Raw genomic sequence first — 25,219 nt, 5'->3', positions numbered from 1 at the left:
TGGCACTCGTGCCATCGAGGAGCGGCTCAGTGCAGGATCGCGCGACGCGTCATGAGATCGCGCAGGAATCCGCCGCGCTCGCCGACGAGCTGGACCTGCAGATCGTCAACTGCCTGCAGCTGCAGCCACGCGCCTCCTGGACCCTGGTGGGGGAGGCGCTCGACGTGGACCCCGTGACCGTCGCGCGCCGGTGGCAGCGGCTCTCCTCCGCCGGCATTGCCTGGGTGTCCGGTCGGGCGACGGGGCAGGGCGGCCCCGAGTCGTGCCTCGCCGTGGTCGAGCTGAGCTGCAGCGCCGCCCAGACCCTCGAGATCGCCCGGCGCGTGACCGAGCTGCCGCACGTGCTCAGCGTCGAGCACACCAGCGGACCGCGGTCGCTGACGATGCTCGTGGAGGTGCGGGACCTCGCCTTCCTGTCCCGCTTCCTGCTCGAGTCGGTCGGGGCGATCCCCGGTGTCGTCGCGACGAGCAGCCACGCCGTCACCAAGGTCTACTCGATGGGCGACCACTGGCAGCTGCACGTGCTCGACGCCTCCCAGCAGGCGGTGATGCTGCGAGGTGCGAAACCGCGCCTGGACGGGCTCACCGCCGGCCAGGCGGAGTCCGCTCGAGGGTACGACGCCGTCGACCGCCGGCTGATCCTGCTCCTCGGAGAGGACGGGCGTATGCCGGTCGCCACCATGGCCGACCGCGCGGGCCTCAGCGAGAGCACGGTTCGCCGGCGCCTGGCTGACCTCGTCGGCAACGGACGGGTCGTCCTGCGGTGCGACATGGCCCTTTCCGACTCGGGGTGGCCCGTCATCAGCTGGCTGTGGGCCTCGGCCGATGCCGGGGACATCGACGAGGTGGCGACGACCCTGCGGCGCCTGCCGGGCATCCGGGTGTGCTGGCGCATCTCCGGCGGCCTGTCGAACCTCATGCTCGCCCTGACCACGCACTCCCTGCACGAGCTGTCGCACGTGGAGGCGCGGCTGGCCGCCGAGGTGCCGCAGATGACGATCCACGACCGTTCGATGGTGCTGCGGTCGGTCAAGCGCATGGGTCGCGAGCTCGACCTGCACGGCCGCAGCATCCGCTCGGTGCCCTTGGACATCTGGGCCGACGCCGCCTGGCGGCAGCCGTCCTGAGACCCCGCGACACCTCCGGTGCGGTCGACGAGGCTGAGGACCAGGCAGCCGTATGCCGTCGGTTCGGACCGACGGCATACGGCTGGTGGACGCGGCGAGGTCAGACGCCTTCCTTCACCTCGTAGATGGAGTCCGCCACGAGCCCGTGCGCGTCACGGTGCACGGTGTGGGCGGCCTCGGCGTCGGGCGCCTCGACGAGGCAGAAGATCTGACCCCGGTCCTCGTCGACCCAGTAGCGCAGGTAGCTGACGCCGTGGGGTCCCTGCGTGGCGAGGTCGGCCTGGTGGGCCTGGGCGACGGCGTCCATGGTGACCCCGTCACCGAGGGAGTGGATGTCCATGAAGAGCGGCATGCTCGTGGTCCTTTCTGGTGTGGACTGGATACGTCCAGCGTCGCCGTCCGGGACCGCCGGGTCATGGGTGCTCGCTACCCATCGGCCCGCGAGGCACTACCCATCTTGAGCAGGTCACGCCGGCTCGACGCCCCCAGCTTCGCGAGGACCGAGGACACGTGGTGCTCGGCCGTTCGACGTGAGATGACGAGCTGCTCGGCGATCGCGGCGTCCGTGCACCCCTGCTCGAGCAGGTCGAGCACCTCCCTCTCTCGCGCCGTCAGGCCCGCGGGGTGCTGACGCGTCGACGTGCGAGGGGTACGAGACGTCGGCCAGCCGTGCGCCCGCATCTGCGCCCGGGTGCGCGCGGCCGCCGCGTGGGCGCCGAGGCGGTCGAAGCCCGCCACCGCCTCGGCCAGCGCCTCCCGCTCGCCGCTGCGTGCCAGCGCGAGGCTCCGGTCGAACGGGCATCCGAGCGACTCCCAGATGTCGGCGGCCTCGCGCCACCTCCCTGCCAGCTCGGCCGCGAACGGCGCAGCCACGGGTCCGATCACCGCGAGCCCTCCGAAGGCCTCGAGCCGGTCGGCGTCCGGTCTATCGGCACCCAGCCAGCGCGCCACACTGCCGCGGTTCCACGAGCAGTCGGCCGACTCGACGATCGGCCACGTCTCTGCCGCGATCGCGGCGGCACGTGCGACATCACCCTCGATCCAGGCGACCTCACATCTGGCCGCGACCGCCGGCGCCACACGCTGCATCTCCCCGGTGCCGGAGGCGAGTGCCCACACGCGTGTCAGGGGCTCGTCGACGTCCCCCTCGCCGGTGCGGCCGCGCACGTGCGCGAGGGTGACGAGCGGCTGTATCGCGCCCACGCTCGCGAGCTCGGGGTGACGCAGGATGGTCTCGGCGCGTGCCCGGGCGTGGCCCAGGTCGCCGCTGTCGAGATGCAGCTGCGCCTCCCAGCCCTCGAGATAGCGGGTCCACGAGTCCAGGTCGCGCTCGGTGCAGTACTCCATGCCCTCGCGCAGGTGGCGGCGCGCGTCATCGTGCCGACGTTGGAGCACCGCGGAGGACGCCAAGTTGCAGTAGGCCCGTGCGGCGTGCTCGTGCAGGTCGTGGGCGCGAGCCTGGTGCAGGCTGCTCGTCGAGCAGCCTCGTCCCTGCGGCGAAGTCACCTGCCGCGATCTCCATCGCGCCGAGGTTGTTGAGGGCGTGCACCCTGACCATGGTGTGCTGGTCCTCGGGAAGGGACGCGGCGAGCTCGAGACTCCGTCCGGCCCACTCTCGCGTGCCGGCCAGGTCGTTGGCGAGCATCCTCAGCTGGGCACGGTTGCTGTAGGCGAGCGCCAGCTCGTAGGTCGCCGTCCCCTCGAGGACGTCGATGGCGGTCCGGGCCTGTGACTCCGCGTCGTGGTTGTGGCCGGCGAACCAGCTCAGTCGCGACAGGCACCGCCACGCGTCCCCGACCCGCACCGTCGCCTCGGCCCGGTCCCAGATGCGCCGCGCCGCCTCCACCGCCTCGATCGCGCCGTCGATGTGGTCGGTCAGGTAGAGCTCGTAGCCGAGGGCCCACAACAGGTCGGCGTGCCGTTCGGGGGGCACCTCCTTCTCGCCCAGCGCCTCGGCGTGGTGCAGGGCGCGCCGGTACTGCTCGGCGGCCTCTCGGTGGGCGCCGAGCCTGGACGCTCGTGCCCCCGCCTCCGGGGCATGCACCAGCACGGAGCGACCGAGGCCGGCGGCGTCGGCGTGGTGGGCCAGCCGGGCCGGGTCGGCCCCCCGCGCTTCCAGCGCGGTGAGGAGCCGGCGGTGGATGTGGATCCGGCGCCCGGCGGGGACCTCGCCGGCGACGGCGAGCCGTCCGAGCTCGTGCCGGAACGTGATGTCGTGTCCCGTGGGAACCAGCAGTCCGCGGCTGAGGGGCTCGTCGATCGCCGGGAGTCCGTCGGCCAACAGCTCCTCGAGCAGGTCGGACTCGACCCGGGACCCGGCCAGCGCGACGATCTCGAGCGCCCTGCGCGCCGGCTCGGGAAGCCGTGCCACTCGCGCGAGCACGGCGTCCCGCACGGTCGGCGGCACCCCGGACGGATCACCGGCGAGCACCTCGGTGACGAAGAAGGCGTTGCCGCCGGTGACGTCGTGCAGCTGAACGGGGTCGAGGGCAACGGACCCGGACATCTCACGAGCGCGCTCGGCGACGAGGGTGGCCACCGCTGCGGGGCTGAGGGCCGGGAGGTCGATCCGGCGCGTCCCACCAGCGGACGCCGTGTCCCCCAGCAGGATTCGCAAGGCACTCCCGGCGTGGGTGTCCTCGGGACGATACGTCACCAGGATCAGGGCGCGGCATCCGTGGATCCGACGCGCCAGGTGACGCAGGAGGTCGAGCGTCGCTTCGTCCGCCCAATGCGCGTCCTCGACGACGAGGAGATAGGGCTCGTCGGGAGGGGCGACCCGGAGGGCGTCGACGACCCGGACGAAGACGTCCTGGCGGGACGCATCCTCGGACCAGACGCCGGCCGGCAAGGCGGGCAGCACGTCTCGCAGCGGAGCGAGCGGCGCCGGAGTGGCCGACCCGTCACACGCGCCGATCCCGACCCGGGCGCGCCCTGTGGCCGCGGCGGCCGCCGTGGTCACGAAGGACGTCTTGCCGATACCGGCCTCGCCCGAGACGAAGACGAGCCGACCAAGTCCCGCGGCCGCCTCATCGAGGTAGCCGGCGACGGCCCGGAGCTGCTCACGGCGCTCGAGAAGCGGCACCTGTCGATGCTAGGTCGTGCTCGAGCCCGTGGGACAGGGTTCGGCGACCAGCCGACTCGAGCCTGCGTCGGTCGGCGGTCACGAGTCCCGGGCGGGGAAGCCGGGACGAGACTCGTGACCGCCGGTCCGTGGGCCGGCCGCTGGTGTCAGGCGAAGGGGATCAGTGCCACCGGAGGGGACGTGGGCTGGTCGGAGCCGCCGGGCGGCTCCACCGTGACGCCCGCCGCCTTGGAGTGCGTGGCGTCGCCGGCCAGCACGACCACCTTGTCGCCGCCGCTCGGCATGAGGCCTGCCGACGTCATGTGGCCGGTCGCGTCCTCGAGCCAGAGCTGGAACACCTTGCCCGAGGGCGGCTGCGACATGCCGGACGTGATGAGCACGGCCTTCTGCAGCGAGGTGGACCTCACGACGGTCGCGGTGGCGCCGTCGGGGAGCCGCTTGCCGTAGCGGGTGGCGTCCGGGGCGGCGAGCACCTGGTCGGCGAGGGCCTGCTGGGGGTCCTTCTCGACCTGGCGCCAGACCGTGAAGCCCGCGATGGCGAGCACCGCCACCGTGGCTGCCGCCACGAGGAGCCTCCAGCCGCGGGAGAAGCCGCGAGCCGAGCGGGAGCGCCGGGCGGCGAGCTCGTCCGTCTCGGCGGCCTGTTCCGGCTGCTCGACCGGCGAGGGCTGCCCACCGGACGCCTGCGGGCCGGGTGCTGCAGGTGCGGCCGGCGCGGTCTGGTCAGACCGGTCGGCCTGGTCGGTCTCGTCGGTCCGCAGCGTGCCCGCCAGCGGCGGCAGCGGCCGCACGGTCGCGATGTCGGCGAGCACCTTGGCCCGCAGCGAGGCCGGCGGTGCGACCTCGGTCAGCACCGACAGCTCGGATGCGGTGATCGCGAGGCTGTCGACCTCGGCCTGGCAGGCCGAGCAGTCGGCGAGGTGGCGCTCGAACCGCGCCCTTTCGACGTCGTCGAGGGCGTCCACGGCGTATGCGCCGGAGAGCGCGTGGATGTCGTCGCTCACAGGGTCACCCCCAACGTGTCTCGAAGTCTGATGAGTCCGTCACGGATGCGTGTCTTCGCCGTGCCGAGCGGTAGGTCGAGCATGCTCGCCACTTCCGTGTGTGTGTATCCGGAGAGGTAGGCCAGTTCCAGCGCCTGCCGCTGGACCGGTGTGAGGGTGCCCAGGGCCCGGTGTACCCGCTCCGCGTCGAGCCGTTCGACGACGGCCTCCGCGGTGGAGTCGTGGGTCACGTCCTGGTTGCTGGCGCCGTAGCCCTCGTCCCTGGAGCGGGCGGCTTCCGCCGCCCGCACCCGGTCGACCGCCTTTCGGTGGGCGATCGTGAGCATCCACGACATCGCCCCGCCCTTGCTCGGGTCGAAGCGGGCGCTGTGCCGCCAGATCTCGAGGAAGATCTCCTGGGTCACCTCCTCGGACTGGGCGGGGTCGCGCACGACGCGGCGGACCAGACCGAAGAGCCGGGGAGAGACCGCGTCGTAGAGCTCTGCGAACGCGGTCTCGTCCCCGGTTGCCGCTCTGCGGAGCAGCTGCTCCAGCTGGACTGGGCGGGCGGGCCCCTCCGACGAGTCATCGCCGGAGGGGACCACCGAGATCCTTGACATGGGGTCCATTGTGTCGCCCGTCGTCGTGGTTCGCGTCTACCTGGGTTCTGCGTGCCGCTGACTGGTCCGGGACCGTCAGGGCATCAGGACGCCGTCGATGATGTAGACGGTGGCGTTCGCGGTCGGGACGTTGCCGCAGATCACCTTGGCGTTCGCCTTGCCGACGGTGAAGTCCTTGCCGGAGCCCTTGACCGTGATGGTCGTGCCCGCCAGCGTCTTGTGGTCACCCGCGAGCTGGTCCGGAGCGATCTTGCCCGCCACGACGTGGTTGGTGAGGATCTTGGTCAGGGTCGGCTTGTCGGCGAGGACCTTCTTGAGGTCGGCAGCCGGGATCTTGGCGAACGCGTCGTTGACGGGCGCGAAGACGGTGATCTCGGGGGCCGAGTTCAGGGTGTCGACGAGGCCGGCCTGCTTGACGGCGGTGACGAGCGTCGAGAGCAGCGGGTTGTTGCTCGCGGCCGTCGCGACCGGGTCGGTCGCCATGCCGTTGAAGGAGCCCTTGCCGTCCTTCGGCACGGCCGCGCAGCCCTCGCCGAAGACGGCAGAGGCGGCGTCCATCGAGGCGGACGAGCTCATCGTGTCGGAGGGGGTGCTGCTCATGTTGTCCGACGGCGTGCTGCTCATGGAGCCGGCCGCGGTGCTGCTGGCTGCCGGGCTGGCGGCGTCGCTGTTGCTGCTGCAGGCGGCGAGGCCCAGGGGCAGGGCGATGGCGAGGGCGACGAGGCCGCTGCGCGTCTTCATGCTCTTCATGTCGGTCACTCCTTGTGGGGTGGCTGTTGCTGGCTTGGTCTTGCTGTGTCATCAGGAGTTCGGAGCCGCTCTGGCCCCGGATTGCCTGTACGACAGGTTTTTTCGCAAACGTGCCGATGTTCGGTGTGGGTGCCGGGAAGCGGGCGCTGGACCGCGGGGCGGTGGTCAGGCGACGGTCACGACGACCTCCTGGATGCCGCTCGACCCGTCGGGGAACGGCGTGGCGCGCTCGGTCGACTGCAGGCGGCCCTGGCGGTCGGTCGCCCGCACCGAGAGGCGGTGCAGCCCCGGTGTGGCGTCCCACGGGAGGTACCACTGGCGCCAGTAGTCGATGCCGACGTCCGGGCCGAGCCGCGTCTGCTGCCAGGCTCCGTCGTCGATCTTGACCTCGACCGTGCCGACACCGCGGTGCTGCGCCCAGGCGACGCCACCGATGGCGGTGCGACCCGCCTTGATCGTCGAGAGCGGCGCCGGCGTGTCGATGCGCGCGCTCGTCTTGATGGGGGCGTCCGTCGCCCACTTCCGCTTCGTCCAGTAGGCCTGCTCGGCGGCATACGTCGTCAGGGTGAGCTTCGTCAGCCACTTCGTGGCGCCGACGAAGCCGTAGAGGCCCGGGGTGATGAGCCGCGCGGGGAAACCGTGGACGTCGGTGAGCTGCGCGCCGTTCATCCCGATCGCGACCATCGCGTCCCGGCCGTCGCGGACGGCGGCGAGCGGCGTGCTGATGGTGAAGCCGTCGACGGCGGTGCTGAGCACCTGGTCGGGACTGCCCTTGACCCTGGCGCGGTCGAGCACGTCGGTGAGCCGGACCCCGAGCCAGCGGGCGGCGCCGATGTAGCCGCCGCCGACCTCGTTGGAGACGCACGTCATGGTGATGTCGCGCTCGATGAGCGGCAGCGCCGCGAGCTCCGCGAAGGTCAGGGTGAAGGGGCGTTCGACCATCCCGTCGACCTCGAGCGTCCACGAGTCGACGTCGACCTTCGGGACGGTGAGGTTGGTGTCGACGCGGTAGAACTTCTCGGTCGGCGTGCGCAGCGGGGAGACGCCCGGGACCGTCGTCTCCAGGCCCGTCGGCAGCGGCTCGGCCTTGTCGGCGGCGGCCGGGAGCACGACCTTCTTGATGGTCTGGGCGCCGCTGCGCAGCTGGCCCCCGGCGGCCGCGAGGATCGAGAGGGCCGTGACGCCGAGCGCGCCGGCGAGGAAGCCCCGCCGGCCCGACGTGCCGCCGGCGGCGGAGACCACCCGGTCGGGGGCATCCGCCGAGGATCGACCCGCCAGACGGGTCAGCCAGAGCAGGGTGGTCACCCCGACGGCCATGGCCACGACGGCCGGCACGACGTCGAGCGGGCGTGCGGCGGGCCGCAGGAGCGCCGCAGCGCCGGCGAGTCCCGTGAGCACGACGATGAACCCGACGGCGTATGCCGTCCGGCGCCGGCTGAGCAGGCCGGCCAGCGCGGCGAGCACCAGCGTCACGACGAGGACCGACCCCTGCAGGACCGCCTTGTCGTTCGTGCCGAAGGTCGCGATCGCCCACTCCTTCAAGGGAGTCGGTGTCAGGTCGATGACCGTCGAGCCGACGGCGAGGACCGGTGACGAGGCAGGTGCGAGGAAACTCGCGACGAGGTGGCCGGCTGCGATGCCGGCGACCGCGGCGAGGATCCCGCTGAGGGCGAGTCGGAGGCGCGTCATGGGTGGGAGTTCGGTGCGGAGCCACCGCACGGATTGCGCGAGATGTCCTCTCACATATGCGCCAACATTGGACACCCCACTTGCCGGTGGTGCCGCTGTGGCACAAGGTAGGCATGTGTCGCCGACGTACAGAGCCGCCGCACCCCGGCCGGCTGCATGACCTCGCAGGTGTCGATGCAGGCGGGCTCAGGCTTCGTGCTGCCCCACGGCGGTCGGTCCCCAGCCGGTGGCGTCGCCCCGGATCCTGCTGACGCCGGGCGCGTTTCGGCCCTGCAGAGTCCGGCCCACACCCTCGCTCGCACGGACGAGCTCCTCGAGCAGGTGTGCGAGCGGCTCGAGGCCCAGTGGCGCGAACGGTCCCCCGAGCCGCCGGACGTGCTGACGGACGACTTCCCGCAGCTGCTGCGGGCCTGGCTGCTCCCGACTGCGGGCAAGCGGCTGCGGCCGGTGATGTGCCACTGGGGCTGGGCAGCCGCGCACGGTCCCGACCGCGCCGCCGCCGACGACCTGGTCGCGATGTGCGCCGCGCTCGAGCTCGTGCACCTCTTCGCCCTGGTCCACGACGACGTCATGGACCGCTCCGACTCGCGCCGGGGCCGCACGACCACCCACGTCGAGGCGGCGCGTGCGCACGTCTCCGCGGGCGGGCTCGGCGACCCGACGCTCTTCGGTGACAGCATCGCGATCCTCCTCGGCGACCTGGCCCTCAACGAGGCGTGGGACCTCGCCGCCGGCTGCGCGCCGCCCCTGCGCCGCGCGTGGTCCGACATGCTCCGCGAGCTCGTCCAGGGCCAGCTGCTCGACGTCACGGGGGCCGCCGCCCGGCGCCGCGACCTCGAGCGCGCCCGGCGGGTCGCGCGCCTGAAGTCCGGCGCCTACACCGTCCAGCGGCCGCTGCACCTCGGCGCCCTCGCGGCCGGCGCGGAGCCGGACGTGCTCGCGGCGCTCGACGTCTACGGCACGCACCTCGGCGAGGCGTTCGCCCTGCGGGACGACATCCTCGGCGTGTGGGGCGACCCCGCCCGCACCGGCAAGCCCGTCGGCGACGACCTCCTCTCGGGCAAGCCCACGGTGCTGCTGGCGGAGGCCCGCGAGGCGCTGCCGCCCGACGTCGCGGAGCAGCACCTCGGCGAGCAGGGCGTCGTCACGCCCGACACGGTCCCGGTGCTGCAGGAGCTGATGCGCGAGGCGGGGGTGCTCGACCGCACCGAGCAGCGCATCACCACCGAGGTCCGGCTCGCCTGCGAGGCACTGGACGGCGCGGACCTCGAACCCGGGGCCGTCGCCGAGCTGCGAAGCCTCGCCGAGCTGATCGCGTGGCGCGACTCGTGAGCGTCGTCGTCATCGGCGCCGGGCTCTCGGGCCTGGCGGCGGCCTGCCACCTCGTCGGCCGCGGCCACGACGTGACCGTGGTCGAGCGCCACGACGCCGCCGGCGGCCGGGGCCTTCGCCTGCGCCGGGACGGCTTCACCTTCGACACCGGCCCGACGGTCATGACGATGCCCGACCTCGTCGGTGACGCCCTCGCCGCGGCCGGCACCTCGCTGCACGACGCGCTGCCGATGCGCCTGCTCGACCCGGCCTACCGCGCGCTCTTCGACGACGGCAGCCAGATCATGGTGCGGCACGGCGTCGAGGCGATGCGCGAGGAGATCGCCGCCATGTGCGGCAGCGTCGATGCTGCCTCCTTCGTCGACTTCGCCGACTGGCTGCGCAAGCTCTACCGCGTCGAGATGCCGCACTTCATCGACGCCAACTTCGACAGCCCGCTCGACCTCGCCGGCAACCCCCGAGCCGCCGCGCGCCTGCTGCGGCTCGGCGGCTTCCGCCGCCTCGGCCCCGTGATCCGCGAGTGGTTCCGCGACGAGCGCCTCCACCGGCTCTTCTCCTTCCAGGCGCTGTATGCCGGCCTGTCGCCCGAGAGCGCGCTCGCCCTCTACGCGGTCATCACCTACATGGACAGCATCGAGGGCGTCTGGTGGCCCGAGGGCGGCATGGACGCCGTGCCCGCGGCGCTCGCCACCGCGGCGAGCAAGGCAGGCGCCGACATCCGCTACGGCACGAGCGTCACGCGGCTCGTCCGCGACCGCCGCGGCGCGGTGGCGGGGGTCGAGCTCGACTCCGGCGAGCGGCTGCGCGCCGACGCCGTCGTGTGCACGCTCGACCTGCCCACCGCCTACGACCAGCTGCTGCCCGACCTCAAGGCGCCGCGGGTCGTGCGGTCCGGGACGTACTCGCCCTCGGCCGTCGTGTGGCACGTCGGCGCCTCGGGGGCCCCGGCTCCGGGCACGGCCCACCACAACATCCACTTCGGCGCCGACTGGGACGGCGCCTTCCGTGCACTCATCGACGACCGCCGGCTCATGCCCGACCCGTCGCGCCTCGTCACCGTGCCGACCCTGACCGAGCCGGGGCTCGCGCCCGACGGTGACTCCGTGCTCTACGTCCTCGAGCCGGTGCCCAACCTCAGCTCGACGATCGACTGGAGCCGCGAGCGCGAGCCGATGCGCGAGCGGCTGCACGGCTTCCTCACCGCCAACGGCTACCCCGACCGCATCCTCACCGAGGAGCTCGTGACCCCGCTGGAGTGGCAGCAGATGGGCATGCACCAGGGCACGCCGTTCGCGCTCGCGCACACCTTCCTGCAGACCGGGCCGTTCCGGCCCGGCAACCTCGAGCGCCGCGTCCCGGGCCTCGTCTTCGCCGGCTCCGGCACGGTGCCCGGCGTCGGCGTGCCGATGGTGCTCGTCAGCGGCAAGCTCGCCGCCGACCGGGTCGACGCCTACCTCCCGGGGCCGAGGCCCCGACCGCCGGCCGTCAGGGGACGTCTGTGAGAAGCACTGCGACGCAAGCCGATCCGCTCCTGACCGAGGGCTACCGGCGCTGCGCGCAGATCACCCGCCGCTACGGCACGACCTACTACTGGGGCGCGCTCCTGTTGCCCCCCGAGCGCCGCCGTCACGTCTATGCCGTCTACGCCCTGTGCCGTCTCGCCGACGACATCGTCGACGACGAGGGGGCGACGAGTCCCGCGCACGTCGCCACGACGGCGACCCGCCTGCACGAGCTCGCCGCGACCTTCCGGCGCGTGGCCGACGGGGAGCCCACCGACGACCCGGTCCTGGCCGCCATCGGCCACAGCGTCCGCTCGTGCGGCATCGCCGACGAGTGCTTCGAGCGCTTCTTCGGGGCCATGGCGCTCGACCTCACGACGACGACCTACGAGACGTGGGACGACCTGCTCGGCTACATGGACGGCTCGGCCGCCGTCATCGGCGAGATGATGCTTCCTGTCCTGCAGCCCCGCTCGCCGGAGGCGCTCGGGCCGGCCCGTGCCCTCGGCCTCGCCTTCCAGCTGACGAACTTCCTGCGCGACGTCGGCGAGGACCTCGACCGGGGGCGGGTCTACGTGCCGCAGGAGGACCTGCGCCGGTTCGGCGCGGACGCCGCCGCCCGCCGGGTGACGCCCGAGTGGCGCGAGCTCATGCGCTTCGAGGTGGAGCGCAACCGCGCGCTCTACCGGGAGGCCGATGCCGGCATACCCCTGCTCCCTGCCGCGTCCGCGCGGTGCGTGTCGACGGCCCGCACCCTCTACGCGCGCATCCTCGAGCGCATCGAGGCCCGCGACTACGACGTCTTCACCGGACGCGCCCGGGTGCCCACGTGGCACAAGGCCGCGCTGTCCGCCCGCGTCCTCGTCCTCGGCCCGGCCCGCCCTGCCCAGCCCCAGGAGGTCACCCCATGAGCCTGCCCCACGACCTCGTCGCCCACGTCGACCGCGCCGCCGGCCGCCCTGCGGCACGCGAGCGCCGCAGCCCCAACCCGCTGCGCCTGATGCCCGAGGAGCCCCGCGACCGGCTCGCCGGCACGTGGCGGCAGGCGCGCCCGTCGCGGATCCGCCGCTCCTTCCTCGACGCCCAGGGCCGCAACCCCGGCGGCTGGCACGTCATCGGCGCCTCCACCGACGTCGGCACCACCCGCTCCGTGACGCGCACCGTCGGCGGCCGCGAGATCGTCCTCTGGCGTGCCGGCGACGGCAGCCTGCTCGCCGGACCGGGCACGTGCCCGCACCTCGGCGCGCTGCTCGACGACTGCGAGGTCATGCACGACCAGGTCTACTGCCGCTGGCACGGGCTGGCGCTCGGGCCGGGCGTCCGCCGCGACTGGCTCACCTTCCCCGCCCAGGACGACGGCGTGCTGCTGTGGGTGCGCCTGCCCACCGAGGGTGAGGAACCGACCGATGCGCCGGCCCTGCCGGTGCGCCCGCCGGCCGAGGCGTCGTTCGCGACGGTCGTCGCGCTGCGCGGCACGTGCGAGCCGTCCGACGTCATCGCCAACCGCCTCGACCCGTGGCACGGCACGTGGTACCACCCCTACGCCTTCAGCCACCTCACCGTCGACGACGCCGCCTCGTCCGACGACCGCCTCGTCGTCGACGTCGCCTTCCGCGTGACCCGGCGGTATGCCGTCCCCGTCCGTGCCGAGTTCACCTGCCCCGACGCCCGCACCATCGTCATGACGATCGTCGAGGGTGAGGGTGAGGGCAGCGTCGTCGAGACCCACGCGACACTCGTCGGCCGCGACCGCAGCGGCCGCCCGACGACCGTCGTCACCGAGGCGACCATCGCCCACTCCGACCGCAAGGGCTTCGCGGTCGCCCGGTCGCTCGCCCCGCTGCTGCGCCCGGCCGTCGCCTCGACCGCCCGGCGGCTCTGGGTCGACGACCTCGCCTACGCCGAGCGCCGCTGGCTGCTGCGCGACCGCGGCGAGACCTACGGCTACTGACGTCCCGTCCGCCGGTCGCGGTCAGCCGCTCGCTGTCAGTCCGTCGACGTCAGCCGGTCGTCGTCAGCGCGCGGCGCCGAGCAGCCGCCGCGCGGAGTGCGCGACCGACTGGCCGCGCCCGCGCATGGGCACGGTCCACAGCTCGTGGCCGGCCAGGCCGCGGCGGGCGAGCAGGGCGTTCGCAGCGAGCCAGCCGGTCGTGGCGGCACGCTCCATGAGGGCCACCGGCAGCTCGCACCGGATCCCGTCGCCGGCGAGGACCACCCGCGGGTCGGGCGTCACGACGCCGGGCCGGTCGGCCCAGGGGTCGGTGCCGGCCAGCGGGCAGTCCTGCGACAGCTGCCACTCCTCGTGGACCACGGTCGCCGTGGCGAGCTCGGGGTGGAGGCGGTGCAGCTCGCGACGCAGCACCTCGCGGAGGGTCGCCTCCTCGGTGCCCGGCGGGACGGCATACGCGTGCACCTCGACGACGCACCCGCCGGACTGCTCCGCCCAGGCGGCCGCACCGGCCTCCATCTGGTCGACGAAGGTAATGTTGTCGAGCGGGCCGTAGCCGCTCGTGCCGAGGAAGAGCGGGCTGCCCTGTGCCGCAGGCCGATCCAGCCAGAGCCGCCAGACCGCGAAGGGTGGCGCGACGCGCTGGGTGGCGAGCGCGTCGCGCCACGTCGGGGTGCCGAGCCACGTGGCCTCGCCGACGAGCCGCTGCAACGTGGCCCGGTCGGTGGCGAGCACGACGTCGCTCACGGTGAGCGAGCTGCCGTCGTCGAGCTCGGCGCGTATGCCGTCCGCCGACTCCTCGAGCCGCGTGACCGACGTGCCCGTGCGGAGCTCGACGCCAAGGCCCGTCAGGTGCCGGGCGAGCGGCTGCCACAGGGCGCTGTCGTAGTCGTCGTCGGGCACGTCGAAGAGCAGGCCCTCGGCGGATCCGGTGAAGTAGGTGTGGAACATCGCGACGAGCTCGCCGCCGGAGAAGTCCGTGGGGTCGGCGAAGAAGCTGCGGGCGAAGACCTCGAGCGCGAGGTGGCGGGCCTGGTCGGGGAAGTGCAGGCGGTCGAGCACCTCTGCGGCACTGACCCCGTCGAGCTCGGAGTAGGTCTGCGGGAAGCGGACGTCGAGCAGGCCGAGGGCTGCCCCGATGTCGACCTTGGCGAGGGCCGAGATCGGGAAGCTGGGGCTGCGCGCCACGAAGGCGGCGATCGACAGCGGCGGGGTGCGCGGGATGCCGGCGAAGGAGTCGGTCGGCCCGTCGGCCAGCGTCAGCGGGTAGTCGGGGACCGGACGCAGCCGCTCCAGGCCCGGGTCGGCGCGGCGCAGCAGGGCGCGCAGGTTGTAGTACTGCCGGAAGAAGGCGTGGAAGCCACGGCTCATCGTCAGCCCCGGGGCCTCGGCAGCGGCGTCGGCGTCGACCGGCCACGAGCGCACCCGTCCACCGAGGGTCGCCTCGCGCTCGACGAGGACGACGTCGACACCGCGCTCCGCGAGACCGGTGGCCGCCGTCAGGCCGGCGATCCCGCCGCCGACGACGAGGACGGGCCCCGTTGCGGCAGAGCCGTTCCCGGCAGAACCGCTCCCAGAAGACAGCGGCGGCTGCGGCAGGTGGCGTTCTGCGCGCGGGTCGAGGCCCGGCTGCCAGGCGCGGGCACCCCGGAGCGGCGTCACGGCATGCTCCCCGACGTCGCGTCGGTCGCCGCGTCGGTCGGGGTGGCCGCGTGCGGCTTGTGGCCGACGACGGTGTGGACGGTGCCGCGCTGCCAGCCAGGCACCGGGTGCGTGGTGACGCGCTCGAACCCGGCACGGCGCAGGCGCTGCTCGAGCTCGGCGGTTGAGTCCATGTGCAGCACGCTGCGCCACAGGTAGCGGTAGAGGCTCGTGTTGCGCGAGGTCAGCCAGCCCAGCGGGATGATGACGCCCCAGCACACGAGCGTCCACAGCAGCGTCGGGATGATGCGACCGCGGACGGAGTACTCGTGGACGACGAGCGCGCCGCCGGGACGCAGCTCGTCGTGGATGGCGCCGAGCGCTGCGTCGCGGTCGGGGACGTTGCGCACGAGGTAGGCCGCCAGCACGCCGTCGAGGCCGCCGGCCGCACGGGCCGCCTCGAGCTCGGGGTGCTCCCCGAGGGCCTCTGCCCGGCCCTGGGCGAAGGAGACCGTCGCCGGCCACCGCTTCTTGCGGGCGCTCGCGAGCATGCCCTCCGAGCCGTCGACGCCGAGCACGACGGTCGTCGGCTCGGGGCCGTGGTGGACGGTGAGCGCCTGCACCAGGGCGGCGGTGGAGGCACCCGAGCCGCAGCCGAGGTCGAGGACGTGCGCCGGTGGGGACGGAACCGCCCGGGCCAGGGCGTGGGCCGAGGACCGCAGCTGGCGGTGGTAGCCGGGGCTGAGGCCGACCATGAGGTCGTAGCGCTCGGCCACGTCGTCGAACGCCTCCGGGACGTCCTCGCAGCGGGCTACTGGTCCCTGGAGCATGCATCCTCCTCGTGGGCCGGTGCGGCCCTGGTGGTGTCGGTGGTCCGGGTGGCCCCGGAGGCTCCGGCCCTTCCGGTGGCGCCCGACCCGGCAGCTCGGGCCTGCCGCCGCTGCTTGGCGCGCTCCCACAGGATGATGGCGCCGCCGACCATGGCGAAGCCGAAGAGGTAGTCCTCGACCGGCACGTCCCAGGGCCAGCGGATGCCGAGGAACTCGTCGGGCGAGTAGAGGACGATGGGGGCGCTCAGCTTGGTGAGCCAGCCGTCGACGAGCACCTGGAAGCCGAAGACGATGGCCATGCTGATCCAGAACTGCGCCCGCGCGAACACCCGGGTGCCCGACCACCGCTCGAGGGCGATGGTGGCGAGCACGGCGAGGACCGCCAGCACGGTGTACTCACGCATCGCCGGCCTCCCGCCGCCGCAGCCGCCGCAGCACCGACAGCACCCAGCCGACGGCCTCGTAGGTCAGCAGCCCGCAGATCGGGACGACGACGAAGAAGACGAGCTCCTCGATCGGCATACCGCCCGGCAGGTCGAGGCCGGTGACGTAGGCCGGGTTGTAGCTCCAGTGGTCGCGCCGGATGCCGACGAGGTCCCAGACCGAGAAGACGACGACGACCGGCACGAGGGCGGTGACGAGCAGGCCGGGCCGCCGGTAGACGCGGGCGCGCAGGAGGTACTCCAGGGGCAGGGTGATCGCCAGGCAGCCCGCCATGAGGAGCAGGTACTGGTAGCGATCCACCGCCGAGTCCTCCAGTCGTCGCCGGCCCGTCGGCCGTGCGCACAGCCTAACGTCGCCGCTCCAGCAGGCGCCGGAGCGTGCTGCCGTAGGCGGCCTTGGCCACGCGGGCGACGACCGGGTCGAGGAAGCGGGGCACCCCGAGCACCCCGATCTGCTGCGACCACTCGACGGTCGAGCCCGACGCGGCCGGGGTGATCCGCAGGTCGATGGAGCCGCGGACGACCCTGCCCTCCTTCTGGATCCATGCGGTGCCGGCCTGGTCGGCGCCCGGCTGCGTGATCGACTCGACGAGCATGACGTCGTCGAAGCCGACCGGGCCGACGGCCGTGCGCGCGACGAACCGCGACCCCGGCACCAGCTCGTCGGCGCTCATCGCCTCACCGGTGACCGTCGTCAGCGGGATGACGGCGGTGTGCGCGTCCAGGTCGAGCACGCGTCGCCACGCCTCCGGCGCGGGAAGGGTCGAGTCGAGGTGCACCGTGAAGGTCGCCATGGGCCCAGTCTGTCTGGTCGTCAGCGCCGCCGAGGCCGTGACACCTGTCATGCGAAGGACGTGACGATCACCGCTGCCACCGGCGTCGGACGAACGGCACAGTTGCACCCATGACCACCACCCCTCTCTCGACCGCCGGCTCCTCGGGGGCGCCGGCGGTCGAGCTCTGCTCGCTCGTCAAGACCTTCCCCTCCCGGCGGGGCTCCCGTGGGCCGGCCGTGCGTGCCGTAGACGGCATCGACCTGCGGATCGAGCCCGGCGAGGTCGTCGCGTTCCTCGGCCCGAACGGCGCCGGCAAGACGACGACGCTCGACGTCGTGCTCGGGCTGACCTCGCCGACGAGCGGCACCGCCGAGGTCTTCGGCCGCGCCCCGCGCGAGGCCGTCGTCTCGGGCCTCGTCTCGGCCGTCCTGCAGACCGGTGGGCTGCTGCGCGACCTCTCCGTCCGCGAGACGGTCCGCATGCTCGCGTCCACGTATGCCGCCCACACCCCGGTCGACGAGGTGATGGAGCGTGCCGGGCTCGGACCGCTGGCCGGCCGGCGCGTCTCGAAGTGCTCGGGCGGTGAGCAGCAGCGGCTGCGCTTCGCCCTCGCGCTGCTGCCCGACCCGCCGCTGCTCGTGCTCGACGAGCCGACGGCCGGCATGGACGTCACCGCGCGCCGGGACTTCTGGGACGCGATGCACGCCGACGCGAGCGCCGGGCGCACCGTGGTCTTCGCGACGCACTACCTCGAGGAGGCCGACTCCTTCGCCGACCGGATCGTGCTGGTCGCCGGAGGACGGGTCGTCGCCGACGGGACCACGGCCGAGATCCGCGCTCGCGCCAGCGGCCGCATCGTCTCGGCGACGCTCCCGCAGGACCGGGCCGGCGAGCTGCTCGCGCACCTGCGGACCCTGCCGGGTGTCGCGTCCGTCGAGGAGCGCGGTGCACGCGCGGTGGTCACCGCGAGCGACTCCGACGCGGTCGCCCGCTTCCTCCTCGACGCCGGAGGATCCGACCTCGAGGTCGTCGCGGCCGGCCTCGAGCAGGCTTTCATGACGCTCACCGACGGCGCCTCCCGCTCCACCCGAACCGCCGCCACCGCACCGACTGCAACGACCGCACCGACCGCACCGACCACACCGGTCGACAAGGAGCTCGTCCGATGAACGCCACCTTCGTCCTGCTCGACCTGCGCCGCATCACGCGCAACTGGAGCGCCATGTTCTTCACGGCGGTGCTGCCGACCTTCTTCTACGTCATCTTCGGAGCGACGGTCGACGCCAAGGGCGCCGACATCGGCAACGGCAACGTCGCCATGTACGTCATGATCACGATGGCCGCCTACGGCGCCGTCCTGGCCGCGACGAGCGTCAGCGCCAACGCCGCCGTCGAACGCGTCCAGGGCTGGGGCCGGCAGCTCGGGCTCACCCCGCTCGCCGACTCCGCCTACATCGCGGGCAAGGCCCTCGTGGCCATGACGGTCGCGGCGGTGCCCGTCGCGCTGACGTATGCGCTCGGGGTCGCCACGGGTGCCAGGGGCTCGGCGTCCGCCTGGGCGTTGAGCGCGCTGCTCGCGCTGGTGGGCTCGTCCGTCTTCGCGGTCTACGGTCTCCTCGTGGGCACCGCGTTCCAGTCCGAGGCGTCGGCCGGCGCCGCGTCCGGCTCCATCGTCGTCTTCGCCTTCCTCGGCAACCTCTTCGTGCCGCTGTCCGGCGGCCTGCTCGCGTTCGCCAAGTTCACGCCCCTCTACGGCTACGCGGCCCTGGCCCGCTACCCCCTGACCGAGGGGTGGCTCACCGACGGCTCACGCGACCCGCTGTGGCTGCCGATCACCAACGTCGTGGTGTGGACGCTCGTCTTCGGCGCCCTCGCCACCTACTTCGTGCGCAGGGGCCGGGAGCGGCAGTGACGGACGTGTGCGACGAGCGGGCGTCCGTGCGCAACCCGTGGGAGCGCTACGGATGGGTGGTCCGAGGGGTCTGGCTCGTCTTCCTCGTCTTCCCGGTGATCGCGCTCGTCACCGAGCCCCACCCGCTCTGGCAGGTCGTGCTGGGCCTCGTGCTCGTCGTCGTCTTCGCCGTCGCCTACGTGCGCGGGTCGCAGGACCTCGAGCGGATGCGGCGGGGACGGGCGACGACCGGGTGGGCGGCGGCATACCTGCTCGTCCTGCTCGGCTGCACGGTCGGCACGGCACCGCTCATCGGCGCCGCGAGCCTGGGCTTCCTGCCCTTCGTCGTGGCATTCGGCATGTTCGCGCTGCCGCTGCTGTGGGCCATGGCCGTCGGGGTCGCCTCGACTCTCGCGGCGGGCGCGGCGGCGATGTTCTCGAGCCCCGACGAGGGGACGTGGAGCGTGGCGATCATCGTCTTCGCCGTCGGGGTGATGACCGGCGGCGTGCGGCTCGTCTCCGACCGCGGCGAGGACTACGAACGCATGTCGCGCGACCTCGCGATCGTCGAGGAGCGCGAGCGGGTGGCCCGGGACGTCCACGACGTGCTCGGCCACTCGCTGACGGTGGTGACCGTCAAGGCCGAGCTCGCCGAGCGCCTCGTCGACCTCGACCCCGACCGCGCCAAGGCCGAGCTGCTCGAGATCCAGGCCCTGAGCCGCCAGGCGCTCGCCGAGATCCGCGCCACGGTCGGCGGGCTGCGCGTGGCCCGGCTCGGTGACGAGCTCGCCTCTGCCGGGGCGGCCCTCGCCGGCGCCGGGATCGACGGGCACGTGCCCGAGGACCCCAGCGCCGTCGACCCGCGCCACCGCACCGTGCTCGCCTGGGTGCTGCGCGAGGCCGTCACCAACGTCGTGCGCCACAGCGACGCCGACACCTGCTGGGTCGAGCTGGCGGCGGACGGCATGACGGTGCGCGACGACGGGCGCGGCCTCGGCGGGCGACCCGAGGGCAACGGCATCCGTGGTCTCCGTGAGAGGGTCGAGGCCGCGGGCGGCCGCCTCACCATCGGCAGCGGGCCCCAGGGCCACGGGACCGAGCTGGAGGTGACGCTGTGAGCGAGACGATCAAGGTGCTGCTCGCAGACGACCAGGCGCTCGTGCGTGGGGCGCTCGCCGCCCTGCTCGCGCTCGAGCCGGACCTCGAGGTCGTCGCCGAGGTGGGCACCGGCGACGAGGTCGTGGAGGCGGCGCGGGCGTCCGGCGCCGACGTGTGCCTGCTCGACATCGAGATGCCCGGCCAGGACGGCATCGCCGCCGCGGCCGCCGTCCGCGCGGCCCTGCCCGGTGTGCGCACCCTGGTGGTGACGACGTTCGGCCGGCCCGGCTACCTGCGCCGCGCGCTCGAGGCAGGGGCGTCGGGCTTCGTCGTCAAGGACACCCCCGCGCGGCAGCTCGCCGAGGCGGTGCGCCGGGTGCACGCCGGCCTGCGCGTCGTCGACCCGTCGCTGGCGACCGAGTCCCTCGTCGACGGCGCCAACCCGCTCACCGAGCGCGAGCGGGAGGTGCTGCGCGTGGCGCTCGGCGGCGGGACGGTCGCCGCCATCGCCGGCGTGGTCCACCTCTCGCCGGGGACGGTGCGCAACCACCTCAGCTCGGCCATCGGCAAGACCGGCACCGCGACCCGTGCCGGCGCCGCCCGGGTCGCCCAGGAGCGCGGCTGGCTGTGAGCCGGGTCGAAGCGGGGCCGCGCCTCCCGCGATCCTGAGCCACATGAGCGTGGAAGGTCGCCCCCCTTGGTGGGGGTGCGACCTTCCACGGTGGGCCCCGGGCCCGCGCGCCGCCCGGGGACGTATGCCGCCCCGAGCCCTCAGGCGGCCACCGGCCGGTTCGAGGCGCGCCGGGCCACGAACACCGTGACGAGCTCGGCGACGCCGAGGACGATGAGCAGGATGCCGCCCACCCGGGTCAGGATGACCAGCGTCTCGGCGGGCCACGCGGCCACGACGATGCCCGCGACGATCGCGATGGCGCCGAAGATGAAGAGGAAGACCCGGGCCCCGGCGGATCGGCCGGACGCGAAGCCGTGGGCGAGCGCGGCCACACCCTCGGCGATCCACCCCACCGCGATGAGGATCGCGATGACGAAGAGCGAGGCGCCCGGCCGGAACAGGCAGACGATGCCGGCGATGATCGTCAGGACGCCGAGCGCCATGGAGACCGGCCTCACCCAGCCCGGGTCGCTGGGCAGCTCCCTCGTCACGGCGACGCGGATGGCGCCGGCAGCGATGAGCTGCAGCCCGAAGATGATGGCGACGACGAGCAGGGTCGCCTTGGGCCAGATGAGCACGACGATGCCGAGGACGACCGAGATGACGCCGATGGCCACCACCGCGCCGGACCAGAGCGTCGGCGGCCCGGAGCTCCCCGTCGTCGTGGCCCAGGCGCTCGAGGTCGGTCGGTGCGGTGCGGAGCTCGACATGGCTTCCTCCTGAGGGTGAAGGTGTCGCCCGAGGTGCGGCACCTCCAGTGTCACGCCGCCCGCGCGGCCGTCGGGGGCTTTTGCGCAAGGCCCGGCCACCCGGCATACGTGCTCGGAAGTGGCGGCGACGCCGCGCGCCAGCCGTGGCGAGGGTCCCGGCCGGCAGATAGCGTCGGGCGCGTGAACATCATCTTCGTGGAGCCGTCGTTCCCGGCGAACCAGCGCCGCTTCGTGCATGCGCTCGCGGCGGTGGGCGCCAACGTCTACGGCATCGGCGAGACCGAGGAGGCGCACCTCGACGGCGAGGTGCGCGGGGCGCTGCGCGGCTACTACCGCGTCGGCAACGTCACCGACGTCGACCAGATGGTGCAGGCCGTGCGCTACTTCCAGGACCGGGTGTGGATCGACGGCCTCGAGGCGGTCGTCGAGTCGCACACCATGCCCGCGGCGCAGGTCCGCGAGGCGTGCGGCATCCCCGGCACGAGCGTGCGCACGACCTGGCTGTGTCGCGACAAGCCGTCGATGAAGGAGGTGCTGCGGCAGGCGGGGGTCCCCACCGCCGCCAGCGCCGCGATCGAGTCGGCCGCCGAGGCGCGCGACTTCGCGCGGCGCGAGGGCTACCCGCTGATCCTCAAGCCGCGCGCGGGCGCCGGCGCCCAGGGCACCGTCCGCGTGGACGACGACCACGAGCTCGAGCAGGCGCTGCAGGCCTACGGCCGCGAGGGCGCCACCTCGATCGCCATCGAGGAGTTCGTCGAGGGGCACGAGGGCTTCTACGACACCATCACCCTCGACGGGCGGGTCGTCCACGACTGGGCCACGCACTACTACCCCAACGTCCTCGAGGCGATGCGCCACCGCTGGATCTCCCCGCAGTTCATCACGACCAACCGCATCGACGAGCCGGGCAACGCCTTCTACGCCGAGGTGCGCGAGCTGGGCCGTCGGGTCATCGAGGCGCTCGGCATCGAGACGTCGGCGACGCACATGGAGTGGTTCTACGGCCCGAAGGGCCTGCGCTTCAGCGAGATCGGCTGCCGCCCGCCGGGCGTCGGCGCGTGGGACCTCTACTCGGCGGCCAACGAGGTCGACGTCTACCGCGAGTGGGCGCACGTGATCACGCACCGCGCGCCGGAGCAGCAGATGAAGCGGACGTATGCCGCCGGCATCGTCGCGCTGCGCCCCGACCGCGACGGGTCGATCAGCGGCTACAGCGGCATCGACGAGATCCAGGCCCGCTACGGCGAGTGGGTCATCGACGGGCACTTCCCGCCGGTCGGGCACGGCACGCAGGCGGTCGAGGCCGGCTACATGGCCAACGCGTGGGTGCGGGTGCGCCACCCCGACTACGACACGGCCCGCGCCATGCTCGACGACATCGGCCGCACCGTCCACGTGCACGCCGGCTGAGCGCGGCCGCCGAGATGTCGACGACGATCCTGCTGGGCCCGCAACGCTTCACGACGACCGTCGGGGCAGTCGTGCGCAGCCTCGACCTGACCGGGCGCATCGCCATGGTCAACGCCGGCTGGGAGGAGCGCGAGGCCGACGACTTCGAGCTCGCCGGCCACCTCGACGGGCGCGGTGTCAACCTCGGCCTGCACCACCGGATGACCGACGTGCTCGAGAAGGACGAGCAGGTCGCCACCGCGCTGCGCGAGTTCCGCGAGAGCGTCGACGAGCTGCGCGCCTTCTACGGCATCCGGCTGCAGAGCGCGATGGACGCCGTCGAGGCCGTCGCGCACCGCACCTCGCTGCACGACGTCCGGCCGTGGGCGGCCGAGGCGGCGATCGAGTCCGTTCGCGACGTCGACAAGTGGTATGCCGCCGCGGTCGCCGAGCTGCACGCCTCCCTCCGTGCCGCGACGTCACCCGACAGCAGCGGCATCATCGGGTGGCACCGCGGGGAGATCGGCGCGGTGCTGGCCGAGTGCGAGGGGGTCGTCGTCGCGGGCGGCAACGTGCGCGTCCTGCTCGAGACGCTGCGCCTCTTCGACGTGTCGTTCCGGCCGGAGCAGGTGGTCGTCGCCTGGTCGGCCGGGGCGATGGCCCTGACCGACGAGGTCGTCCTCTTCCACGACTTCGCCCCGCACGGGGTCACCGCGGCCGAGCTGCACGACCGCGGGCTCGGGCGGCTGCCCGGCGTCATCGCGCTGCCGCACGCGAAGCGGCGCCTGCGCCTCGACGACCGCGAGCACATGGCTCGCCTCGCCCGCCGCTTCGTCGAGCACCGGCTGCTGCTGCTCGACGACGGCGCCGTCGTGCGCTTCCACCACGACGCCGCTCACGGCGCCGAGGGTGGCGCCGAAGGTGGCGCCGAGGGTGCCGCCACGTCCGGAGGCGCGCCGGTGGTCCCGGCAGGGGCGCGTGTCGTGCAGGCCGACGGTCACGTGTCCGTGGTGCAGGCCGCATGAGCCCCGTCGAGCGGCTCGCCGTCAACCGGCTGCGTGCCCAGGAGCCCCTCGACGGGCCGGCCATCGACCGGTTCCTCGAGCGCTTCGGCAGCCCCATCATCGAGGGCGAGCGCGCGACGTTCCTCTTCCGCGGCGACGTCGACGAGGTGTGGGTGCGCCACCGCGTCGTCGGCCTGCCAGACCCCCTGCCGCTCAAGCGGATCGGCGAGTCGGACCTGTGGGCGGTGACCACGGTGCTGCCCGAGGGCTCGCGCGTCGAGTACCAGATCGAGATCCGCAAGGGCGAGCACTACGAGCGGTTCAACGACCCGCTGAACTCCCGCCTCGCGCACAGCCCGATGGGGTCGTCGTCGGTGTGCGCGGCCGTCGGCTACCGCGTGCCCGACTGGGTGGCCCACGACCCGGAGGCCCGTGAGGGCACGCTCGTCGAGGAGACGGTCCGCAGCCGGGCGCTGCGCCGCGACCAGCCGGTCACCATCTACTTGCCGGCCCGCTTCAACCGGGCCCAGCGCTACCCGCTGCTCATCGTCCACGACGGCGGCGACTACCTCGCGTTCGCGGCCATGAAGACGGTCCTCGACAACCTCATCCACCGCCTCGAGGTCGACCCGCTCGTGGCGGTCTTCGTCTCACCGCGCGACCGGCTCAAGGAGTACCCCAACCACGCCCCGCACGCCCGGTTCGTCGCCCGCGAGCTGGTGCCGCTGCTGAACGAGCGACTGCCGCTCATCGACGCCCCCGAGGCGCGGTGCCTCATGGGCAGCTCGTTCGGCGGGATCGCGGCGCTGTCGGTGGCGGTGCGCTATCCCGGCGTCTTCGGCTCGCTGCTGCTGCAGTCGGCCTCGCTCGTCTTCACCGACATCGGCTTCGACCACGGCGGCGGCCCGGCGTTCGACCCGGTCGTGAAGTTCGTCAACCGCTTCCGGGCCAGGCCGACGGCCGTCGTCGACCGCATCTACATGTCGTGCGGCGTCTACGAGCCGCTCATCACCCCGAACCGGTCGATGGTGCCGGTGTTCCGCCACACCGGGATGAAGGTGCGCTACACCGAGGCGCGCGACGGCCACAACTGGGAGAACTGGCGCGACCGCCTGGGCGACGCGCTCTCGTGGCTGTTCCCCGGACCCCAGAAGTTCGTCTACGAGTGACCGACCCGACCAGCAGCCGACCAGCAGCAGACCAGCCGTCAGCAGACAGGAGCAGCCCGCATGAAGGTGACCGACCGGTGGTACTCCGACCGCCTGGGCCAGGACCTCAGCGTCGCGAGGTGGGGCAGCTACGGGTCGCCCGTGCTGCTCTTCCCGACCGCCGGCGGTGACGCCGAGGAGGTCGAGCGCAACCAGATGATCGCCCACCTGGAGCCGCTCCTCGCGGCCGGCCGGGCGAAGGTCTACTCCGTCGACAGCGTCGCGGGCCGGGCGCTCGCCGAGCGCCGCGGCAGCCCCGACTACCGCCTCGCGCTCTTCAACGCCTTCCACGAGGCGATCGCGCGCGAGGTCATCCCGGCGATCCACTCCGACCTGGGCGGGCACCTGCTGCCGGTGACGGTGGCCGGGGCGTCGATCGGGGCCTTCAACGCCCTCGCGATCACGTGCCGCTACCCCGAGCTCGTGCAGTCGGCCGTGTGCATGAGCGGGACGTATGCCATCGAGCAGTTCATCGGCGGCCACGTCAACGACGACCTCTACTTCAGCTCGCCGCTGCGCT

Annotated in this window: 26 protein-coding genes; 13 read left to right on the top strand and 13 right to left on the bottom strand. The window is 73.3% G+C overall.

Annotation, left to right across the window (positions count from 1 at the left end; all coding sequences use genetic code 11):
- The first annotated feature begins 29 nt into the window (after positions 1 to 29).
- Complete coding sequence (locus ABD241_RS08785) at positions 30 to 1,127, top strand: Lrp/AsnC family transcriptional regulator (RefSeq protein WP_344060708.1); 1,098 nt, start codon at positions 30 to 32, stop codon at positions 1,125 to 1,127.
- A gap of 100 nt (positions 1,128 to 1,227) precedes the next feature.
- Here ABD241_RS08785 and ABD241_RS08780 read toward each other — a convergent pair whose 3' ends face one another.
- The 7 genes from ABD241_RS08780 to ABD241_RS08750 form a co-directional block, all read right to left on the bottom strand.
- Positions 1,228 to 1,479 (bottom strand): DUF4242 domain-containing protein, encoded by a 252-nt coding sequence (locus tag ABD241_RS08780; RefSeq protein ID WP_344060705.1) that lies wholly within the window; start codon positions 1,477 to 1,479, stop codon positions 1,228 to 1,230.
- Positions 1,480 to 1,553: 74 nt separating this feature from the next.
- On the bottom strand, positions 1,554 to 2,474 hold the full coding sequence (locus ABD241_RS08775) for a helix-turn-helix transcriptional regulator (RefSeq protein WP_344060702.1): 921 nt from the start codon (positions 2,472 to 2,474) through the stop codon (positions 1,554 to 1,556).
- A 25-nt stretch (positions 2,475 to 2,499) separates the two neighbouring features.
- Positions 2,500 to 4,212: an ATP-binding protein gene (locus tag ABD241_RS08770; protein WP_344060699.1), complete on the bottom strand. Its 1,713-nt coding sequence runs from the start codon at positions 4,210 to 4,212 to the stop codon at positions 2,500 to 2,502.
- 146 nt (positions 4,213 to 4,358) lie between these two features.
- On the bottom strand, positions 4,359 to 5,216 hold the full coding sequence (locus ABD241_RS08765) for an anti-sigma factor (RefSeq protein WP_344060696.1): 858 nt from the start codon (positions 5,214 to 5,216) through the stop codon (positions 4,359 to 4,361).
- Entirely contained in the window at positions 5,213 to 5,824 is a 612-nt protein-coding gene (sigK, locus tag ABD241_RS08760) for an ECF RNA polymerase sigma factor SigK (RefSeq protein ID WP_344060693.1), read from the bottom strand. Before sigK ends, ABD241_RS08765 begins: the two co-directional genes overlap by 4 nt.
- Before the next feature lie 66 nt (positions 5,825 to 5,890).
- Positions 5,891 to 6,565, bottom strand: a complete 675-nt coding sequence (locus ABD241_RS08755; RefSeq protein WP_344060690.1) for a fasciclin domain-containing protein — start codon at positions 6,563 to 6,565, stop codon at positions 5,891 to 5,893.
- Between the two features lie 165 nt (positions 6,566 to 6,730).
- Complete coding sequence (locus tag ABD241_RS08750) at positions 6,731 to 8,254, bottom strand: molybdopterin-dependent oxidoreductase (RefSeq protein WP_344060687.1); 1,524 nt, start codon at positions 8,252 to 8,254, stop codon at positions 6,731 to 6,733.
- A gap of 156 nt (positions 8,255 to 8,410) precedes the next feature.
- Here ABD241_RS08750 and ABD241_RS08745 point away from each other — a divergent pair, with 156 nt between their 5' ends.
- Genes ABD241_RS08745 through ABD241_RS08730 form a run of 4 tightly spaced genes read left to right on the top strand, consistent with a single transcriptional unit; the run spans position 8,411 to position 13,039 of the window.
- On the top strand, positions 8,411 to 9,586 hold the full coding sequence (locus ABD241_RS08745; RefSeq protein WP_344060684.1) for a polyprenyl synthetase family protein: 1,176 nt from the start codon (positions 8,411 to 8,413) through the stop codon (positions 9,584 to 9,586).
- The gene (locus ABD241_RS08740; protein ID WP_344060681.1) at positions 9,571 to 11,088 is read left to right on the top strand and encodes a phytoene desaturase family protein; all 1,518 of its coding nucleotides are present in this window, start codon (positions 9,571 to 9,573) and stop codon (positions 11,086 to 11,088) included. Before ABD241_RS08745 ends, ABD241_RS08740 begins: the two co-directional genes overlap by 16 nt.
- Positions 11,085 to 11,999 (top strand): phytoene/squalene synthase family protein, encoded by a 915-nt coding sequence (locus ABD241_RS08735; protein WP_344060678.1) that lies wholly within the window; start codon positions 11,085 to 11,087, stop codon positions 11,997 to 11,999. The genes ABD241_RS08740 and ABD241_RS08735 overlap by 4 nt, the downstream gene beginning before the upstream one ends.
- Positions 11,996 to 13,039 carry a Rieske (2Fe-2S) protein gene (locus tag ABD241_RS08730; RefSeq protein WP_344060675.1) on the top strand — a complete coding sequence of 348 codons (1,044 nt, stop codon included), beginning with the start codon at positions 11,996 to 11,998 and terminating at the stop codon, positions 13,037 to 13,039. Before ABD241_RS08735 ends, ABD241_RS08730 begins: the two co-directional genes overlap by 4 nt.
- 63 nt (positions 13,040 to 13,102) lie before the next feature.
- On the opposite strand, the gene ABD241_RS08725 is transcribed toward ABD241_RS08730, so the two are convergent.
- From ABD241_RS08725 to ABD241_RS08705, 5 genes are read right to left on the bottom strand one after another with little or no spacing between them, the layout of a single operon-like run.
- The gene (locus tag ABD241_RS08725; RefSeq protein WP_344060672.1) at positions 13,103 to 14,698 is read right to left on the bottom strand and encodes an FAD-dependent oxidoreductase; all 1,596 of its coding nucleotides are present in this window, start codon (positions 14,696 to 14,698) and stop codon (positions 13,103 to 13,105) included.
- Positions 14,695 to 15,507: a class I SAM-dependent methyltransferase gene (locus ABD241_RS08720; RefSeq protein WP_344060670.1), complete on the bottom strand. Its 813-nt coding sequence runs from the start codon at positions 15,505 to 15,507 to the stop codon at positions 14,695 to 14,697. The genes ABD241_RS08725 and ABD241_RS08720 overlap by 4 nt, the downstream gene beginning before the upstream one ends.
- Positions 15,489 to 15,911, bottom strand: a complete 423-nt coding sequence (locus ABD241_RS08715; protein ID WP_344060667.1) for a lycopene cyclase domain-containing protein — start codon at positions 15,909 to 15,911, stop codon at positions 15,489 to 15,491. Before ABD241_RS08715 ends, ABD241_RS08720 begins: the two co-directional genes overlap by 19 nt.
- A complete protein-coding gene (locus tag ABD241_RS08710; RefSeq protein WP_344060664.1) occupies positions 15,904 to 16,251 on the bottom strand; it encodes a lycopene cyclase domain-containing protein in 348 nt (115 codons plus the stop codon). Before ABD241_RS08710 ends, ABD241_RS08715 begins: the two co-directional genes overlap by 8 nt.
- 46 nt (positions 16,252 to 16,297) lie before the next feature.
- A complete protein-coding gene (locus ABD241_RS08705) occupies positions 16,298 to 16,744 on the bottom strand; it encodes an SRPBCC family protein (protein ID WP_344060661.1) in 447 nt (148 codons plus the stop codon).
- A 110-nt stretch (positions 16,745 to 16,854) separates the two neighbouring features.
- Between ABD241_RS08705 and ABD241_RS08700 the strand changes: the two genes are divergently transcribed.
- The 4 genes from ABD241_RS08700 to ABD241_RS08685 are packed head-to-tail and all read left to right on the top strand — an operon-like array spanning position 16,855 to position 20,346.
- The gene (locus ABD241_RS08700) at positions 16,855 to 17,895 is read left to right on the top strand and encodes an ABC transporter ATP-binding protein (protein ID WP_344060658.1); all 1,041 of its coding nucleotides are present in this window, start codon (positions 16,855 to 16,857) and stop codon (positions 17,893 to 17,895) included.
- Positions 17,892 to 18,638 carry an ABC transporter permease gene (locus tag ABD241_RS08695; protein ID WP_344060655.1) on the top strand — a complete coding sequence of 249 codons (747 nt, stop codon included), beginning with the start codon at positions 17,892 to 17,894 and terminating at the stop codon, positions 18,636 to 18,638. The genes ABD241_RS08700 and ABD241_RS08695 overlap by 4 nt, the downstream gene beginning before the upstream one ends.
- On the top strand, positions 18,635 to 19,735 hold the full coding sequence (locus tag ABD241_RS08690; RefSeq protein ID WP_344060652.1) for a sensor histidine kinase: 1,101 nt from the start codon (positions 18,635 to 18,637) through the stop codon (positions 19,733 to 19,735). Before ABD241_RS08695 ends, ABD241_RS08690 begins: the two co-directional genes overlap by 4 nt.
- Positions 19,732 to 20,346, top strand: coding sequence for a response regulator transcription factor (locus ABD241_RS08685; protein WP_344060649.1), 615 nt, complete (start codon positions 19,732 to 19,734; stop codon positions 20,344 to 20,346). Before ABD241_RS08690 ends, ABD241_RS08685 begins: the two co-directional genes overlap by 4 nt.
- 140 nt (positions 20,347 to 20,486) lie before the next feature.
- Here the strand turns inward: ABD241_RS08685 and ABD241_RS08680 are convergent, their stop codons facing one another.
- On the bottom strand, positions 20,487 to 21,098 hold the full coding sequence (locus ABD241_RS08680; protein WP_344060646.1) for an HdeD family acid-resistance protein: 612 nt from the start codon (positions 21,096 to 21,098) through the stop codon (positions 20,487 to 20,489).
- A gap of 180 nt (positions 21,099 to 21,278) precedes the next feature.
- Between ABD241_RS08680 and ABD241_RS08675 the strand changes: the two genes are divergently transcribed.
- The 4 genes from ABD241_RS08675 to ABD241_RS08660 all read left to right on the top strand — a co-directional run.
- The gene (locus ABD241_RS08675; protein WP_344060643.1) at positions 21,279 to 22,508 is read left to right on the top strand and encodes an ATP-grasp domain-containing protein; all 1,230 of its coding nucleotides are present in this window, start codon (positions 21,279 to 21,281) and stop codon (positions 22,506 to 22,508) included.
- A 14-nt stretch (positions 22,509 to 22,522) separates the two neighbouring features.
- Complete coding sequence (locus ABD241_RS08670; RefSeq protein WP_344060640.1) at positions 22,523 to 23,512, top strand: Type 1 glutamine amidotransferase-like domain-containing protein; 990 nt, start codon at positions 22,523 to 22,525, stop codon at positions 23,510 to 23,512.
- Positions 23,509 to 24,660 (top strand): alpha/beta hydrolase, encoded by a 1,152-nt coding sequence (locus tag ABD241_RS08665; RefSeq protein WP_344060637.1) that lies wholly within the window; start codon positions 23,509 to 23,511, stop codon positions 24,658 to 24,660. Before ABD241_RS08670 ends, ABD241_RS08665 begins: the two co-directional genes overlap by 4 nt.
- Before the next feature lie 60 nt (positions 24,661 to 24,720).
- A partial coding sequence (locus tag ABD241_RS08660; RefSeq protein WP_344060634.1) for an alpha/beta hydrolase-fold protein occupies positions 24,721 to 25,219 on the top strand: 499 nt, incomplete at its 3' end.

It is taken from the genome of Terrabacter lapilli (assembly GCF_039531305.1).
Classification (GTDB): Bacteria; Actinomycetota; Actinomycetes; order Actinomycetales; family Dermatophilaceae; genus Terrabacter; species Terrabacter lapilli.
The sequence above is the reverse complement of the archived record's forward strand: the minus strand, read 5'-3'. Positions and strand labels throughout refer to the sequence as shown.